At 51.4% G+C, this 16,586-nt stretch carries 14 protein-coding genes; 10 read left to right on the top strand and 4 right to left on the bottom strand.

Features of this window, described 5'->3' with window-relative positions; translation table 11 throughout:
- Positions 1-534: 534 nt before the first annotated feature.
- The 3 genes from ACS0RQ_RS20510 to ACS0RQ_RS20520 all read left to right on the top strand — a co-directional run bounded on the left by ACS0RQ_RS20510 (position 535) and on the right by ACS0RQ_RS20520 (position 5,992).
- Positions 535-3,144, top strand: a complete 2,610-nt coding sequence (locus ACS0RQ_RS20510; protein ID WP_271850221.1) for a bifunctional diguanylate cyclase/phosphodiesterase — start codon at positions 535-537, stop codon at positions 3,142-3,144.
- A gap of 278 nt (positions 3,145-3,422) precedes the next feature.
- Positions 3,423-5,072: a methyl-accepting chemotaxis protein gene (locus ACS0RQ_RS20515; protein WP_271850222.1), complete on the top strand. Its 1,650-nt coding sequence runs from the start codon at positions 3,423-3,425 to the stop codon at positions 5,070-5,072.
- Positions 5,073-5,287: 215 nt separating this feature from the next.
- A complete protein-coding gene (locus tag ACS0RQ_RS20520; protein WP_271850223.1) occupies positions 5,288-5,992 on the top strand; it encodes a DUF2076 domain-containing protein in 705 nt (234 codons plus the stop codon).
- A 68-nt stretch (positions 5,993-6,060) separates the two neighbouring features.
- Here the strand turns inward: ACS0RQ_RS20520 and ACS0RQ_RS20525 are convergent, their stop codons facing one another.
- Entirely contained in the window at positions 6,061-6,603 is a 543-nt protein-coding gene (locus tag ACS0RQ_RS20525) for an RNA polymerase sigma factor (RefSeq protein WP_071193956.1), read from the bottom strand.
- 5 nt (positions 6,604-6,608) lie between these two features.
- On the bottom strand, positions 6,609-6,995 hold the full coding sequence (locus ACS0RQ_RS20530; RefSeq protein WP_271850224.1) for a hypothetical protein: 387 nt from the start codon (positions 6,993-6,995) through the stop codon (positions 6,609-6,611).
- Between the two features lie 665 nt (positions 6,996-7,660).
- Here ACS0RQ_RS20530 and arnB point away from each other — a divergent pair.
- From arnB to arnF, 7 genes are read left to right on the top strand one after another with little or no spacing between them, the layout of a single operon-like run.
- The gene (gene arnB / locus ACS0RQ_RS20535) at positions 7,661-8,800 is read left to right on the top strand and encodes a UDP-4-amino-4-deoxy-L-arabinose aminotransferase (protein ID WP_041852290.1); all 1,140 of its coding nucleotides are present in this window, start codon (positions 7,661-7,663) and stop codon (positions 8,798-8,800) included.
- A 2-nt stretch (positions 8,801-8,802) separates the two neighbouring features.
- On the top strand, positions 8,803-9,786 hold the full coding sequence (gene arnC, locus ACS0RQ_RS20540; protein ID WP_271850225.1) for an undecaprenyl-phosphate 4-deoxy-4-formamido-L-arabinose transferase: 984 nt from the start codon (positions 8,803-8,805) through the stop codon (positions 9,784-9,786).
- Positions 9,783-11,765 (top strand): bifunctional UDP-4-amino-4-deoxy-L-arabinose formyltransferase/UDP-glucuronic acid oxidase ArnA, encoded by a 1,983-nt coding sequence (gene arnA, locus ACS0RQ_RS20545; RefSeq protein WP_271850226.1) that lies wholly within the window; start codon positions 9,783-9,785, stop codon positions 11,763-11,765. Before arnC ends, arnA begins: the two co-directional genes overlap by 4 nt.
- A complete protein-coding gene (gene arnD / locus ACS0RQ_RS20550; protein WP_271850227.1) occupies positions 11,762-12,661 on the top strand; it encodes a 4-deoxy-4-formamido-L-arabinose-phosphoundecaprenol deformylase in 900 nt (299 codons plus the stop codon). Before arnA ends, arnD begins: the two co-directional genes overlap by 4 nt.
- On the top strand, positions 12,658-14,319 hold the full coding sequence (gene arnT, locus ACS0RQ_RS20555) for a lipid IV(A) 4-amino-4-deoxy-L-arabinosyltransferase (protein ID WP_271850228.1): 1,662 nt from the start codon (positions 12,658-12,660) through the stop codon (positions 14,317-14,319). Before arnD ends, arnT begins: the two co-directional genes overlap by 4 nt.
- Positions 14,316-14,651: a 4-amino-4-deoxy-L-arabinose-phosphoundecaprenol flippase subunit ArnE gene (gene arnE / locus ACS0RQ_RS20560; protein WP_271850229.1), complete on the top strand. Its 336-nt coding sequence runs from the start codon at positions 14,316-14,318 to the stop codon at positions 14,649-14,651. The genes arnT and arnE overlap by 4 nt, the downstream gene beginning before the upstream one ends.
- Positions 14,648-15,037: a 4-amino-4-deoxy-L-arabinose-phosphoundecaprenol flippase subunit ArnF gene (gene arnF / locus ACS0RQ_RS20565; protein WP_271850230.1), complete on the top strand. Its 390-nt coding sequence runs from the start codon at positions 14,648-14,650 to the stop codon at positions 15,035-15,037. The genes arnE and arnF overlap by 4 nt, the downstream gene beginning before the upstream one ends.
- Here the strand turns inward: arnF and ACS0RQ_RS20570 are convergent, their stop codons facing one another.
- Together ACS0RQ_RS20570 and ACS0RQ_RS20575 are read right to left on the bottom strand one after the other, a co-directional pair.
- On the bottom strand, positions 15,038-15,472 hold the full coding sequence (locus ACS0RQ_RS20570) for an EamA family transporter (protein WP_041852297.1): 435 nt from the start codon (positions 15,470-15,472) through the stop codon (positions 15,038-15,040). It lies immediately after the preceding gene.
- A 79-nt stretch (positions 15,473-15,551) separates the two neighbouring features.
- Positions 15,552-16,586 carry an ABC transporter ATP-binding protein gene (locus ACS0RQ_RS20575; protein WP_271850231.1) on the bottom strand — a complete coding sequence of 345 codons (1,035 nt, stop codon included), beginning with the start codon at positions 16,584-16,586 and terminating at the stop codon, positions 15,552-15,554.

The following is a 16,586-nucleotide window of genomic DNA, read 5'->3' on the forward strand; positions in this document are numbered from 1 at the left end:
TTCCCCCGCCATATTGCCTTCCTGAAAATGACAATTAAAAGCATGGATCACAATGCACATAGTTTCACTGGGAGGTTATAAAATTTCTTTTTAAGTCGTCATAACGTATTCTTAAACAAGACAATATCACATTCATTTTTGCACATTCGACATAAGTGGCACGAAGAAAAAACTCATTTATTACGGATTGAGGCTAAACACGTGCAATTTAACATTATTATTTGATGGCACCAAAACAGTCTCATTATGAAAACACCAAAACACTAAATTAAGAAAAACAATAAAATCATAAAGTTAAAAACATCGCAAAATAACCACCACCAGACAAATCATTAAATTTATTAACCTTAAGGTTATCTTAATATTAAAAACGATATTTCTTCTCTTCTTGCTTAAAAAAATGATGTGCATCACAAAGTTAACCGTCCTTACCGATATATGGATTTTTACTTAAAGTTTAATTGCCTCTTGCCGTTAATACAGATGACTAAAAAAACATATTTTGCTTATTAAAACGCTTAGAAAAGGTGAAGTATGAACATTTTCGACGACCAGTACGCGCCTGCTCCTGCTCCTGATACGCATCGCATCATGAAGCAGACGGTGACGCTGGTACTGATGCTCATGGGCTTCATTTTTCTAACGACAATATTTGCGCTCATTCAGACAGAAAATGATCTGGCGCGTAACACTCGCCACCAAACCCGACAGCTGTTAATGAAAGCGCTCGACAATCGGCAGGAAAACCTTCGTTTGCATCTTGCCGATAACGCCGCGTGGAACGAAGCCTGGGATAATCTTCATCGTAAGGTAGACATAAGCTGGGCATGGGACGAACAAAACCTCGGTAAATCATTGTATTCCAAATTCGGCTACGAAGGCGTGTTTGTGCTCTCCCCAAAAGAAGAAACGCGCTACAGCGTTATCGATGGCGGTCTTCACCTTGTACCTTTTGAGGAGTGGCTGGGGAAAAATATTAATGAAGAATTAAGCACGGCACTGAAGGTAAGCAGCGGAACAGCCGTTTCGCGCGTCGTTTTTGCCAATAATGAATTAATCCTCATTTCAGCCGCATGGATTACGACTGAGGATAAGGTTGCTCTTGCGAAAGCGCCTGCGGATCATTCTATGATGATCTTTGTTGATAAACTGACACCTAAAAAACTCGCCGCTATGGGCGAGGAATATGCCATTGCAGATTTGCATATCCTTGCGTCAAAACCCAAACGCCATCAACCACATACTGCGGGCTTGTTATGGCCGGTGTCGGGGGGAGAAATTTATTTTGAATGGAACAATAAAAATCCCAGTGACACGCTGCTCACGTGGGTACTCCCTCTTCTTGTCCTGCTGATGCTCACCTCAGTCCTTCTGGCGCTCTCTCTTGTGCGCAAAGGGCTTTTAAAAGCACGGCTGAATGACGAAAAAACATTCCTGCTGGAACAAAGCCGCCGGGCATTCGCCATTAGCGAGCGTCGTTTTCGTGACGTGGTGGAAACTACGACGGACTGGATCTGGGAAGCCGATGAGCTCTTACAACTCACCTGGATATCTGTGCGCTTTACGGCTATTACCGGTCACCGGATTGATGACTGGACAGGCCGTTCGCTGCGGGCGTTTCTGTCACAAGACAACCCGGCGCTGACGAAATGGCTGGATCTTCCTTACGCAGGTAACTTCCTCACCCTTAACCATTGCAGTTATTTTTCCGCCCAGGGAAATCAACGTTACTGCAATTTAACCATTAAACGCGTCAACCTTATTGATGGCTCACTAGGGTTCCGTGGTACCGCGACAGATGTCACCCTGGAAGTGGAGGCCAGCGAACGCATTCAGTATTTATCACACCATGATGAATTAACCGGTCTGCCTAATCGCGTCCGGATGAAAGAATTTCTTGAGGGTAGACTGCAATCAGAAAATGAGTCGAAAAATGCGTTGGCAATGATCAGTGTCGATCTGAATGATTTCAAAACCGTTAACGATGTTTACGGCCATACGGTGGGTGACCAGGTACTCAGTGAAGCCTCTAACCGCCTGCGCCGCTGCATGCGAAGCATTGATTTGGTAACGCGTCAGGGTGGAGACGAATTTATCATCGTTGCCGCAGACCTTAACCAACGTGGAGATATTGAACGTTTTTGCAAACGGATCGTGGAAGAACTGAATCATCCCTTTAATATCTGTGGAAATGAGATTGTTATTGGCGTCAGTATGGGCATTGCCCTGGCCCCACAAGATGCACGCACCGCAAGCGATCTCCTCCGCTATTCTGATATCGCCCTCTACAAAGCGAAAAATGATCCTAATGCGCATTGGGTTTTTTATGAACCTGATATGGCAGAACAAATTGTCCAACGCAGAGAACTGGAACAAGAACTTCGCGAGGCAATAAAACAGGATCAATTATTTCTTTTATATCAGCCTCGCTACGATATAACTTTGCAGAAGATAACGTCACTCGAAGCGCTCGTACGCTGGCAGCATCCGACTCACGGGCTTTTTATGCCTGACCAATTTATTCCTCTGGCGGAGGAGACCGGAATAATCATCGCGCTAACAGACTGGGTTCTGTCAACAGCGTGTCGCGAGGTACGAGAAAAATCAGCAGGGCTGTCCCTATCAGTAAATATATCTCCGGTGGAATTTAAGGCCAGCGACATTGTTCATCGAGTGAAATCAATCCTGACCAGAACGGATTTTAATCCTTCACGTCTCGAACTCGAAGTCACTGAAAACGCTACCCTGAGTAAGCCAGAAAATGCCTTAAAAATCATGCAACAATTAAAAAGTCTCGGTGTCAAACTCTTAATGGATGATTTTGGTACTGGCTATGCCTCACTCAATTATCTACGGAGTTTCCCTTTTGATGGCATCAAGCTCGATAAGTCTTTTATTATGGCGATGGGTGACTCGGAAAGCGCAAAAAATATAGTCGAGAAGATTATCGGACTGGGTAAAGATTTTAACCTTGAGGTCACTGCAGAAGGGGTAGAAACGTTCATTCAATTACAACAACTTGAACAATTTGAGTGCGATATCGCACAAGGTTTTTTTATAGGTCGTCCGACCACCCTGGATAAAATTGAACTTAACCAAAATTTCAAAAAGAAAAAGCCAGCCATGACTGAAGAGGAATTTTAAATCATAGATTTGTGATCGCACGCCAGGACGGAATAATGACTTTAGCGTATATAAAATTTATGTTACCATTATTAACCTTGCCAAAACATTATTTACAAGTACAAAAAAGAATATCATTGATGATGTTTTACGCGTGTCGTAAACATCCGTTCGAAGGGTAACAATTAGTCTGCGAAATTTAATTTTATGCCTTATTGCATAAACACTTTAACACCAGGCCTGTTCGACTGGGCTGCTCGTCTGCAAATATATTTTATATTCAGTTACCGGGGGTAGCTATGCAAATTTTACGCGATATTACCATCAGGAAAATGATATTACTGATACTGGTTGTTTTCAGTATTATTTGGGGAATGGCTACCCTGCTTACTTTTTATAATTTTTCCACAATTGATCAACTACTCACACAAAACGCATCACAGAAGAATGCCTATGCCATGCTGGTAAAAGGCAATGATCAATATTTTCGCACCATGACGCGTATGTTGCGTGCAATGGATTATCGCCAGACAGGTGATGAAGAAAATTCAACAAAAACAATGGAATCTGCCGGAAAAGCGCTGGCGATAAGCCAGAATATGCTTGCACAGTTTCGCGATGCGCAGCATCCTGGTGTGAGCGATGATGTCATAAAAGCGATGATAAATGACTGGGACGCACTGCTGACTAACGCCATTGTCCCTATGTACGATGCGGCGAAGAATAATCAGCCGGATAAATTCCGCGAGTTATTTCGTAAAACCTACCCGCCATTAAGCGTGCAGTTTGGTGCAACCGCTGAAAAATATACTCAGGCGATTCAATCTGATGCCATTCTGGTGAAAACCAAAGACCAAATTTCCTATAACAAAATAGTGCTCATCAGCGCATTACTGGCGGGTCTGGTAACGCTCTTATTGACCGATCGCTATTTAGTAAATTACCTGGTTAAACCGCTTGGGATGTTAAAAAATCATCTTGAGTTGCTGACCGCCGGAAAATTAAGTAGCCAGCTTGAGACGTTTGGCCGTAACTGCGCCGGCCAGTTGATTCCCTATGTACAAAAAATGCAGGAAAGCCTGCATACAACGGTAAAAACCATCCAGGATAGCTCCGCCAGCATTTTTGCCAACACCAGTGAAATCCGCGGTGGTAATGAAGAATTGTCGAGCCGTACTGAGCAGCAGGCCGCCGCTCTACAACAAACGGCCGCCAGTATGGAAGAACTGACCTCCACTGTCAGAAACAACGCCCAGAACGTGCGTGAAGCTCTCAAACTGACTGAGGAAGCACAAAAAACGGCGAAACGAGGCGGCGATATCACCTCAACGGTGGTGCAAACCATGCACGGGATCACCGACAGTTCGCAAAAAATTTCCGATATCACCAGCGTGATCAACAGTATTTCATTCCAGACCAACCTGCTGGCACTAAACGCCGCTGTGGAAGCGGCTCGCGCTGGCGAGCAAGGTCGTGGCTTTGCAGTGGTAGCCAGTGAAGTACGCCTGCTGGCACAGCGCAGTGCGCAGGCGGCAAAAGAGATTGAAGCGTTGATCAGCGAATCGGTCAACCGAGTAAAAACCGGTGCGGAGCAGGTACAGGAGGCTGGCGACGCCATGTCCGTAATTATCCAGTCTGTCGCCCAGGTAAATAGCCTGATGGGCGAAATCTCAGTTGCTTCGGATGAACAAAGCCGTGGTATTGAACAAATCGGGCTGGCGATGACCGAGATGGATGGCGTGACACAACAAAACGCCACGCTGGTACAGGAAGCTACCGCCAATGCGGTATCCCTCGAATCCGAAGCGGAAAGGTTGAACAAGACCGTCGATCGCTTTGATCTGGGCAACGGTGCGGTTTCCGCCACACGCAGTGCGAAAAAAACCAGCGCGAAGACACAGCGCGTGCCTTTATCCACCCCAAGTAACGATAACTGGCAGACCTTCTAAGCACGGGTCACCTTCTGAGAAAATGGCCGGACATATACCGGCCATTTTTATTTTAAAGCCCTGTCCCCTTCTTCTTTTCCCATCATTCTGCGTTTGCTTGTCATTTCGTATAACTTTGATCGGCTAAAATAACTCTTACCTGGCGTGCGTAAGCCAATACCTGCACGGGCCCGCACACCATTGCCACAACTCCATGCACTCCTGAGGTTTTTGCTATGCAAAATGAAGAACAACGGCTTATTGAGGGGCTTTTCCAGCGTCTGAAACAGGCGGAACAGCAAAGCGGCGCACGGGATAGCCAGGCCGATCATATGATCGCTGAGTTTGTGCGCCAGCAGCCCTCTGCGCCTTACTATATGGCCCAGTCGATGCTGATTCAGGAAGCTGCGCTGAAACGCCTTCATGCACAGATTCAGGATCTCCAGAATGAAGTGGCCTCCCTGAAAAACAGCCAGCAAAACGGCGGTGGTAGTTTCCTGAGTAGCCTGTTTGGCGGTGGAAAAAACCAGCCACAACAGCCAGCCAACAACTGGAACAGCGCGCCACAACAACAGCCGCCGCAGCAACAGACAGCGCCCACTTATGCGCAACCGGCTCCCCGCTCCGGCGGTTTTATGGCCGGTGCGCTGCAAACCGCAGCCGGGGTAGCCGGTGGGGTCGTGCTCGCCGATATGCTGACCAGTATGTTCCACCACTCCCAGCCACAGGAGATCGTGAACATTATTGAGCAGCCTGTCGAACAGGTTTCTGATGTCGCCGGTGATCGGAATTTCACTAACGATTTTCAGGATCAGGACAGCTTCACCAATGCCTCTGACCGCAGCTTCTTTGACCAGGGCAACGACGACAATAGCCGTTTCCTCGATCAGGATGATGACTACGATTTCGGCGGCAATAACGACGACGACAGCTTTATCTGATTAATCGCAATGATGATAATCCCCGCCACACCAGCCCGGTGCGGCGGGGATTTTTTGTCGGTATCTGCCTAGGGCAGCATGATGTCGTGATAGAGCGCGGAAAGTCGCTCTCGCAGGTAGCGTACCGCTTTGTGCTTACGCGACAGCAAGGTCTGTACGGGCAGCCCCGTCTCAGCGGAAAGGGCTTTGAAGCTGTAACTTTCCAGTTCGGTTTTTTCGAATACCTCGCGTTGGGCCGCAGGAAGCGCCGCCAGCGCGCTTTCCAGTTCATCCCAGAAAATCTCTCTTAAGCGTGCCTCTTCTGGTGTCTGCACATCGCCAAAAAGCACATCATAGAGTTGATCATCAGCCTCCTCGTCGTCCGAAAATAACCACTCCCGCTTTTTTCGTCCGCGGTCGATCATTTCATTGCGCGCCGCGCGAAACAGCCAGGCGGAGACGTTCTCAACCGGTTGTTCGACGTTGATCAATTGCAGCGTCACATCCTGTAAAATATCGTCCACGTCTTCTCGTTGCGGAATACGGCGGCGGATAAAGGCTCTCAGCGTTGTCCGGCACGCTGAGAGCGCTTCAAGGAGCCGCACAGTTCGGGCGTTGTCGGCCTTATCCATTATGCTCACGCATTGTCCGACGGCTTCGGTGATTCATTCTCTGTGGGCATGTCAGGGCCACAGCGCCAGCCATCGCGCCCGCCCCAACGGTGGCGTTTCTGGAAAAAGGCCTGTCTCTCTTCTTCGCTCATGTTCATCCACCGTTCATGCAATTGACGATGATCGCGCGCCATTCGGAACATCATCGGTCCCATGCCCATACCGCCAAACAGCACCCGGCATAGCACCAGCAATCCAAGCGCGGTCCAGAAGCCGATAGTTTTCAGACCAAACAGACCCGGAATAATGGCGTTCCACAGGGTCATCACCACCAGCGTCATCACGACGGCAAAAACAATAAACATCACACCAAACTTGCCAGGATGGCGTCTGTGATTACCAAATCTTCTCATGTTGTCTCTCCTTCATATCGTTGTATTCGGGTAGACGAATGAGCGAGAAAAATATTGCTAAAAAATATGATTTTTTTCAGGCGTCGGGAAAATGAAAACCAATAACCATTGTAATTAAATGATTTGAAATGATTTTCTATTGAAATGTTAATGCTTTGATCGTGACAGTGCAAAAAACAGCCATTTTTGTGATCCACATCACCTTAATGACGATTTGTTACAGCACTAAAAGTCAAATCTGACTATTCTCGTTTTTTAAAGCTGGCACATCTCTTCATTATTAAGCCCCCCTAAATTTAGTGACAGCATAATGACAAGAGGATGACTATAAATATAAATTAAACAAATTTAAGATAGCGACAAAAAATCTTTACGGTAGCTCGATCCGCCGCTAAGTTATTTTACCCATCTCGCACAAAAATAAACCTAACATCATGATAAACATAACAAAAATAACAAAAACATCGCCTGCTAATATTTATTTCCTCAACGCCAGTTAAACAGAAACGATCTTAAGTGAACGTTAATGACAATATGCAATCTCTTAAGGTTGAGTTAATAAATAAGCCTTAGCCTAGGCAAGTACCAAGTACTCTCAACGAAATGAGTCTGCTGCTTCCCTGGTTACAGTGCGAATTCATTGCCAGCAACGGTAAGGAAAAGTAATGCGTGAATTTTTACCCTTCTCACGTCCTTCTATGGGCGACGAGGAACTAACGGCGATTCAGGACGTTCTGAAGTCGGGTTGGATTACGACAGGTCCCAAAAACCAACAGTTGGAAGAAGCATTTTGCCAGTTGACCGGCAACCAGCATGCCATTGCCCTGAGCTCGGCAACAGCCGGTATGCATGTCACGTTAATGGCGATGGGCATTGGCGCCGGCGATGAGGTGATTACCCCCTCCATGACCTGGGTCTCCACCCTCAATATGATTGTGTTGCTCGGCGCAACCCCGGTCATGATCGATGTTGACCGCGACACGCTGATGGTTACCCCGCAGAGCATTGAGGCCGCGATTACATCAAAAACGAAGGCCATTATTCCCGTTCATTACGCTGGCGCGCCTGCCGATATCGATGCAATTCGCGCGTTGGGCGAAAAGTACAATATTCCCGTTATTGAAGATGCCGCACATGCCGCCGGAACCTATTACAAAGGTCACCATGTCGGCTGTCGCGGTACGGCGATTTTCTCCTTCCATGCCATTAAAAATATGACCTGTGCCGAAGGCGGTCTGGTGGTGACGGATGATGAGCAACTGGCCCAGCGTATTCGCAGCCTGAAATTCCACGGTCTTGGCGTCGATGCCTACGATCGCCAGACACACGGTCGCGCACCGCAGGCGGAAGTGATCTCCCCTGGCTACAAATACAACCTGGCGGATATCAATGCCGCGCTGGCACTGGTGCAGCTCGGCAAGCTTCACGAAGCCAACCAGCGTCGTACCGAGATAGCCCAACGCTATTTACGTGAGCTGGCTGATACGCCATTCCAGCCACTGACGGTTCCGGCCTGGCCGCACGTTCACGCCTGGCATCTGTTTATTATTCGCGTTGATGAAACACGCTGCGGCCTGACCCGTGACGCGCTGATGGAAGCACTGAAAGCACAGGGCATCGGTACGGGCCTGCACTTCCGCGCCGCCCACACGCAGAAATACTACCGCGAGAATTTCCCTGACGTTTCATTACCCAATACGGAGTGGAATAGCGCACGTATCTGCTCGCTGCCGCTGTTCCCGGATATGACCGATGATGACACCAGCCGTGTTATCGCCGCACTTCATCAGTTGGCAGGGCAATAACGATGTTTGAAACAAGCCCCATCAATAAAGTATCCGTTGTGATCCCTGTATTTAACGAACAGGACAGCCTGCCGGAACTGATTCGTCGTACGACCGCCGCCTGCGATCTGCTGAGTAAAGATTATGAAGTTCTGCTGGTTGATGACGGCAGTAGCGATGACTCCGCCAAAATGCTGGTCGAAGCCGCCCAGGCCGACGGCAGCCATATCGTGGCCGTGCTGCTTAACCGCAACTATGGTCAGCACTCCGCAATCATGGCCGGTTTTAGCCATGTTACCGGCGATTTGATCATCACTCTGGATGCGGATTTACAGAACCCACCCGAAGAGATCCCTCGCCTGGTGGCAACCGCAGAAGAAGGTTATGACGTGGTGGGTACGGTTCGGCAGAACCGCCAGGACAGCCTGTTTCGTAAAACGGCATCACGCATGATCAACCACCTGATTCAGCGCACCACCGGTAAAGCGATGGGCGATTACGGCTGCATGTTGCGCGCCTATCGTCGCCATATTGTCGATGCGATGTTGCACTGCCACGAGCGCAGCACGTTTATTCCCATCCTCGCCAATATGTTCGCCCGCCGGGCCACGGAAATTCCCGTGCATCACGCGGAGCGCGAGTACGGTGATTCGAAATACAGCTTTATGCGTTTGATTAACCTGATGTATGACCTGGTGACCTGCCTGACCACCACGCCGCTGCGCATGCTGAGCGTGTTTGGCAGCGTTATCGCGCTGGTGGGTTTTGCGCTCTCCGTCGTTTTAGTCGTCATGCGTCTTGCTCTTGGGCCACAGTGGGCTGCCGAAGGTGTGTTCACCCTTTTCGCCGTCCTGTTCACCTTTATCGGTGCGCAGTTCGTTGGCATGGGCTTACTCGGCGAGTACGTTGGCCGCATCTATAACGATGTCCGTGCCCGTCCCCGTTACTTTATTCAGCGTGTTATCCGTCAGGAAACCCCAAATTCTATTGAGGAAATTGAGTCATGAAAACCGTCGTTTTTGCGTATCACGATATGGGGTGCACGGGCATACAAGCACTGCTGGAAGCAGGCTTCGAGATTGCCGCCATTTTTACTCACGCCGACAATGCGGGCGAAAACCACTTTTTTAAATCGGTGGCGCGCCTCGCGGCTGAGCAGGAAATTCCGGTATATGCCCCGGATGATGTAAACCACCCTCTGTGGGTTGATCGCATTCGCGCAATGGCGCCAGAAGTGATTTTCTCCTTCTACTACCGCAACCTGCTGTGTAACGACATTTTAAGCCTGCCGACAAAAGGCGCATTCAACCTGCACGGTTCGCTGCTGCCGAAATACCGTGGTCGCGCACCGTTGAACTGGGTGTTGGTCAACGGTGAGAAAGAGACTGGCGTCACCCTGCATCGCATGACCCAACGCGCCGATGCAGGCGATATTGTGGCGCAACAGAGTGTGGCGATTAGCGACACTGACGTGGCGCTCTCCCTGCATCACAAACTCTGTGCGGCCTCACAAAGCCTGCTGGGCGACGTGCTGCCGAAAATCCGCAGCGGCCAGACTCAGGAGCGTGCACAGGATGAATCTCAGGCCACCTATGTTGGCCGTCGTACCCCGGAAGATGGTCGTCTGACCTGGGAAAAACCGGCGCAGGAGCTGCATAACCTGGTGCGTGCGGTCAGCGATCCGTGGCCGGGCGCGTTTGGCTATGTGGGCACCAACAAATTTATCGTCTGGAAATCCCGCGTGCGTACCGATCTGGCGGCGGCGAAGCCAGGCACCGTGCTGTCCGTCGCCCCGCTTGTAGTGGCCTGTGGTGAAGGCGCGCTGGAAATCATTACCGGCCAGAGCGCAAACGGCGTTTACATGCAGGGGACTCAGCTTGCGCCGGCGATGGGTCTGGTACCGGGCGCGCTGCTCTCCAGCCGTCCGTTTGTTGCCGTGAAACGTCGTACCCGCGTGCTGATCCTGGGGGTTAACGGTTTTATCGGTAACCATCTGACTGAACGTCTGTTGCAGGATGATAATTACGAGATTTACGGTCTGGATATTGGTTCTGATGCGATCAGCCGTTTCCTTGACAGCCCGCGTTTCCACTTTGTCGAAGGCGACATCAGCATTCACTCCGAATGGATTGAATACCACATTAAGAAATGTGATGTCGTACTGCCGCTGGTGGCCATTGCGACCCCAATCGAGTACACCCGTAACCCGCTACGCGTGTTCGAGCTGGACTTCGAAGAGAACCTGAAAATCATTCGTGACTGCGTGAAATACAACAAACGCATCATCTTCCCGTCCACGTCGGAAGTGTACGGCATGTGTACCGACGCGAACTTTGATGAAGACACCTCCAATCTGGTGGTGGGTCCAATTAATAAGCAGCGCTGGATCTACTCGGTATCCAAACAGTTGCTGGACCGCGTGATTTGGGCCTACGGCGACAAAACCGGCCTCAAATTCACCCTCTTCCGTCCGTTTAACTGGATGGGGCCGCGTCTGGATAACCTGAACGCCGCGCGTATCGGCAGCTCCCGCGCCATCACCCAGTTGATCCTCAACCTGGTTGAAGGTTCGCCGATTAAGCTGATCGAAGGCGGTAAACAGAAACGCTGCTTTACCGATATCAGCGATGGTATTGAAGCCCTGTTCCGCATCATCGAAAACAAAGATGGTCGCTGCGATGGGCAGATCATCAACATCGGTAACCCGGACAACGAAGCGAGCATCAAAGAGCTGGCGGAAATGCTGCTCGACTGCTTCGAACGTCACCCGCTGCGCGACCGTTTCCCGCCGTTTGCTGGCTTCCGCGAAGTAGAAAGCAGCGACTACTACGGCAAAGGCTACCAGGACGTTGAGCACCGTAAGCCAAGCATTCGCAACGCTAAACGCTGCCTTGACTGGCAACCGACGGTAGAAATGCACCAGACCGTTGAAGAGACGCTGGACTTCTTTTTACGCACCGTTGAGGTCACGGAACAGAAGCCATGAGAAAAGTCGGCCTGCGCATAGACGTCGATACCTTCCGCGGCACCCGTAAGGGGGTGCCGTCGCTGCTGGACATGCTCAATCGCTACGGCGTTCGCGCAAGCTTCTTCTTTAGTGTGGGGCCGGACAATATGGGACGGCATCTTTGGCGGCTGGTTAAGCCGAAGTTCTTGCTAAAGATGCTGCGCTCAAAAGCGGCCTCGCTGTATGGCTGGGATATTTTACTGGCGGGCACCGCGTGGCCCGGCAGGAATATCGGGCGCGCCAACGCGGATATTATCCGCAGCGCCGCCGCCAGCCACGAAGTGGGGTTGCATGCGTGGGATCATCACGCCTGGCAGACCTGGTGCGGCGTATGGGACAGCGATGAGTTGCTCCACCAAATCGCACTGGGTAAAGAAGAGCTGGAATCGATAATCGGCACGGATATTACCTGTTCAGCCGTGGCTGGCTGGCGTGCCGATCAACGGGTCATTAAAGCGAAAGAAGCTTTTGATTTTCGCTATAACAGCGACTGCCGGGGCAGCGCGCCCTTTTTACCGATAACGGGTGTCGGCCAGACGGGCACGGTGCAAATTCCGGTGACGCTGCCGACCTGGGATGAGGTTGTCGGGAGTGACGTGAGCGCCAGCGGGTTCAACGATTTCATCCTGACCCGCATGCTCGATGATCCCGGCGTACCGGTTTATACCATTCACGCCGAGGTCGAAGGGATCGCCCATCGCCTTGAGTTTGAAGATTTACTCCAGCGCGCCGCCGAGGCGAATATTCAGTTCTGCCCGCTGGGTGAACTGTTACCTGCCAATTTACGCACCTTGCCTACGGGCAAAGTTGTGCGAGGTGAAATTGCCGGCCGGGAAGGATGGCTGGGTTGTCAGCAAATGGAGAGAACGGAATGACGAAGTCGTCACGCTACGGTCTGGTTGTACTTGCCCTTTTTGTCCTCTACTACCTGATCCCTGTCGAATGGCGTTTACTCTGGCAGCCTGATGAAACGCGTTATGCAGAGATCAGCCGTGAAATGCTTAGCAGCGGAAACTGGACCGTGCCGCATTTTCTCGGCCTGCGTTATTTTGAAAAACCGATCGCCGGTTACTGGGTGAATTCCATATTCCAGTGGCTATTCGGCGAAACCAACTTTGCCGTTCGCGCCGGAGCTATCTTTTCAACCGCGCTGGTTGCCGGGATGGTGTCATGGTTTGCCTGGCAGCTTTGGCGCGATAAACGCGTGGCGATGATGGCCGCCATCATTTTCATCACCATGCTGGAAGTTTACGGTATCGGCACTTATGCGGTACTCGACCCGATGATTGCCCTGTGGCTGGTTGCCGGGATGTGCACGTTCTGGATTGCCGTTCAGGCCAAAACCACCTCCGTGAAAGCGGCGGGCTATGTGCTGCTGGGCCTGACCTGCGGCATGGGTGTCATGACCAAAGGATTCCTGGCGCTGGCCGTGCCGGTTCTGAGCGTTTTACCCTGGGCTATCGCGCAGAAAAAATGGAAAGAGGTGCTCATTTGGGGCTGGCTCTCCATCGCCAGTTGCGTGCTGGTTGTCCTGCCGTGGGGGCTGGCTATTGCCCAACACGAGCCGGATTTCTGGCACTACTTCTTCTGGGTGGAGCATATTCAGCGTTTTGCCATGGCGGATGCGCAGCACAAAGCCCCGTTCTGGTACTACCTGCCATTTGTCTTACTGGGAAGCCTACCCTGGCTGGGGCTGCTGCCCGGTTCGCTTCGTCTGGCATGGTTCACCCGTGAGAATAACCGCGCGACGCTCTACCTGCTGTGCTGGATTGTTATGCCATTTCTGTTTTTCAGTATCGCAAAAGGCAAACTGGTGACCTATATCCTGCCCTGCTTCGCACCGCTGGCGATTTTGATGGCTGGTTATTCGGTGCAGGCCGCAGAGAGAGGCTACCGTGCTTTGCGCGTTAATGCCTGGCTCAACATTGGCTTTGGTCTGTTTGGCCTGGTTGCCGCATTTATTGCCTCCCCATGGGGGCCACTGAAAAACCCGGTATGGACGACACTCGAAAGCTATAAAGTGTTTTGTGCCGCCATGGCCTTTTTTGTCTGGGCACTGGTGGGTTGGTACACCTTGCGCAATACCGAAAAAAGCTGGATGCTCTCGGCATTGTGTCCGGCCGGGCTTGCGCTGCTGGTTGGTTTCGCCATCCCTAACCGGGTGATGGAGTCAAAACAGCCGCAATTCGCGATCGGCATGACCAAAGAATCCCTGGCATCCAGCCGCTATATACTGAGTGATAATGTCGGCATCGCCGCAGGCCTGGCGTGGGAACTCAAACGCAGCGATATTATAATGTTTGGCCAGACCGGTGAGCTGCAATATGGCCTTAGCTACCCGGATGCGAAAGACAAATTTATTGCTGAGAAAGATTTCAACGACTGGCTGGAACAACATCGTCAGGAAGGCAAAGTTACGCTGGTGGTGCTGCTTTCACGCGGTGAAAGTGTGAATAGCCTGCCGATTCCTCCGCCGTCAAATGTGTTTGTTCAGGGGCGAATCGCACTTATTGAATATGCGCCACAACCATGATCTGGTTTCTGCTTATGCTGGCAAGCCTGCTAAGCTTTGCCGGACAGTTGTGCCAAAAGCAAGCGACGCGGCCTGCCCTTAGGGTGGGCCGCCGTCGGCATATCCTAACCTGGCTCGGGCTGGCGCTGGCCTGTCTCGGCCTGGGCATGATTTTTTGGCTACTGGTCTTACAGAGCGTCCCCGTTGGCATCGCCTACCCGATGTTAAGTCTCAATTTTGTCTGGGTGACGCTGGCCGCCTGGGGGATCTGGCGTGAACCGGTTAACCTGCGCCACTGGTTTGGCGTGGGGTTAATTATTGTGGGCATTGTGGTTCTGGGTGGGGCAGCATGAAAGGTATTTTTCTGGCGCTGGTCAGTGTGTTGTTAACCAGTGCGGCGCAGCTTGCAATGGGCTATGCCATGGCGGCCCTTCCACCGGTATCGCAATTTTATGCCTTTATCGGCGCGCTGTGGCCCATTCATCTGGAAACAACGTTGCTGCTGGCCGGGCTTGCGGGTTATCTGGCCTCGATGTTTTTCTGGTATCTGGCTTTGCACCATCTGGCATTGAGCAAAGCCTATGCCCTGCTGAGTCTCAGCTATATTCTGGTGTGGTCGGCGTCCCTTATTTTGCCCGGTATGCGCGGCATTTTTTCCGTTCAGTCGCTAACGGGCGTGCTGATTATTATTGCGGGCGTACTGGTTATTTTTCTGCCCGCACATAAAAAACCCGGCTGATTATCGCCGCAGCGCCAGTAATAATACGCCTGCGGTAATCAGCAGCAGTCCCCCCGCTTCACGCAACCCAGGTCGTTCGCCGAGAAAAATAAAAGCGAAAATCGCCACCATCACTACGCTCATTTTATCGACCGGGACGACTTTAAACGCTTCGCCGATCTTCAACGCCCGGAAATAACACACCCAGGATGCTCCCGTCGCCAGACCCGATAAGATCAAAAAAAGCCAGGTACGTTTGCCAATCAGCAAGGGATTCTGCCACTTACCGGTAAAGTAAATAAAAGCCGCGAGAATAACGATAATAATCCCGGTGCGGATTAAGGTCGCAAAATCGGAGTCTACATTTTGAATCCCGACTTTAGCGAAAATGGCGGTCAGTGCGGCAAAAAAGGCGGACAGCAGCGCCCAGATAAACCAGTTGCTGAGTGAAAACATGCGCTCTCCCATTCATTATTACCATCAATATAGACTCCTGCGGATAAAAGAGATTATGCCGCAAATCGGCGGGCTATTTTTATGCCGCAAATACCCGCGCATGGCCTGTAATGTTGAGCGCAACCGGAGTACCTGGCAATAATAATTGTGGGGTGACGGTATTGATGGTGAGCGTTTGCGCACGATCCGTAAACCCCAGCGTCAGCGTCGAAAGATAACCGCCAAAATCAATATCCAGCACCGTCGCCTGCAACGCAGTTTCACCCGCTGACGCCGGGGTAATCATCAGTTGCTCCGGGCGCAGCATGATGCGCCGCACCCCCTGTGCCAGGTTGTCATCCACCGGCACATCCCCAACCAGACATCTGGCTTTGCCGTTGGCGACCTCCCCCGTCAGGATTAACGCATCCCCTAAGAAGAGCGCCGTCTCTTCATCGACCGGCTGCGAATAGACTGCCTGCGGCGTCCCCACCTGGGCAAACCGCCCGTGGCGAATGACGGCAATCTGCTCGGCAAAAGAGAGCGCTTCGTTCTGGTCGTGAGTGACCAGCACGGCAGCAACGCCCGCCTCAGAGAGGAGATCGGCGGTCGCTTTACGGGTTGTGGCGCGCAGTCCGGTATCCAGCGCCGAGAATGGTTCATCCAGCAACATCAGCGCCGGTTGCTGCGCCAGCGCACGCGCCAGTGCCACGCGCTGCTGCTGACCACCAGAGATTTCATGCGGCCAGTGACGCGCCAGTTGCCTGTCCAGAGATACCCGATCCATCAGGGCCTCAACCTGCTTACGCCGTTCCTGGCGCGAGGCGCGGATCCCCCAGCCAATGTTTTCTTCAACCGTAAGGTGCGGAAAAAGCGCCCCTTCTTGTGGAACAAAACCAATTTTTCGCTGATGCGCCGGAACCGATACTGTCGGGCTAAACAGCGGCGTACCGCGCATCGTTATCTGGCCGCTATCGGGCATCTCAAACCCGGCAATCAGGCGTAACAGGGTGGTTTTACCGGAGCCTGACGGCCCCACTATCGCGGTGCGGCTGCCGGGTGACAATGAAAGCGTGATGTTATCCAGCACCTGAGTGTGGCCAAATTTTTTCGACACATTAATAAGCTCGAACAT

Origin of the sequence: Phytobacter diazotrophicus (assembly GCF_052061655.1) — a bacterium.
GTDB lineage: Bacteria > Pseudomonadota > Gammaproteobacteria > Enterobacterales > Enterobacteriaceae > Phytobacter > Phytobacter diazotrophicus.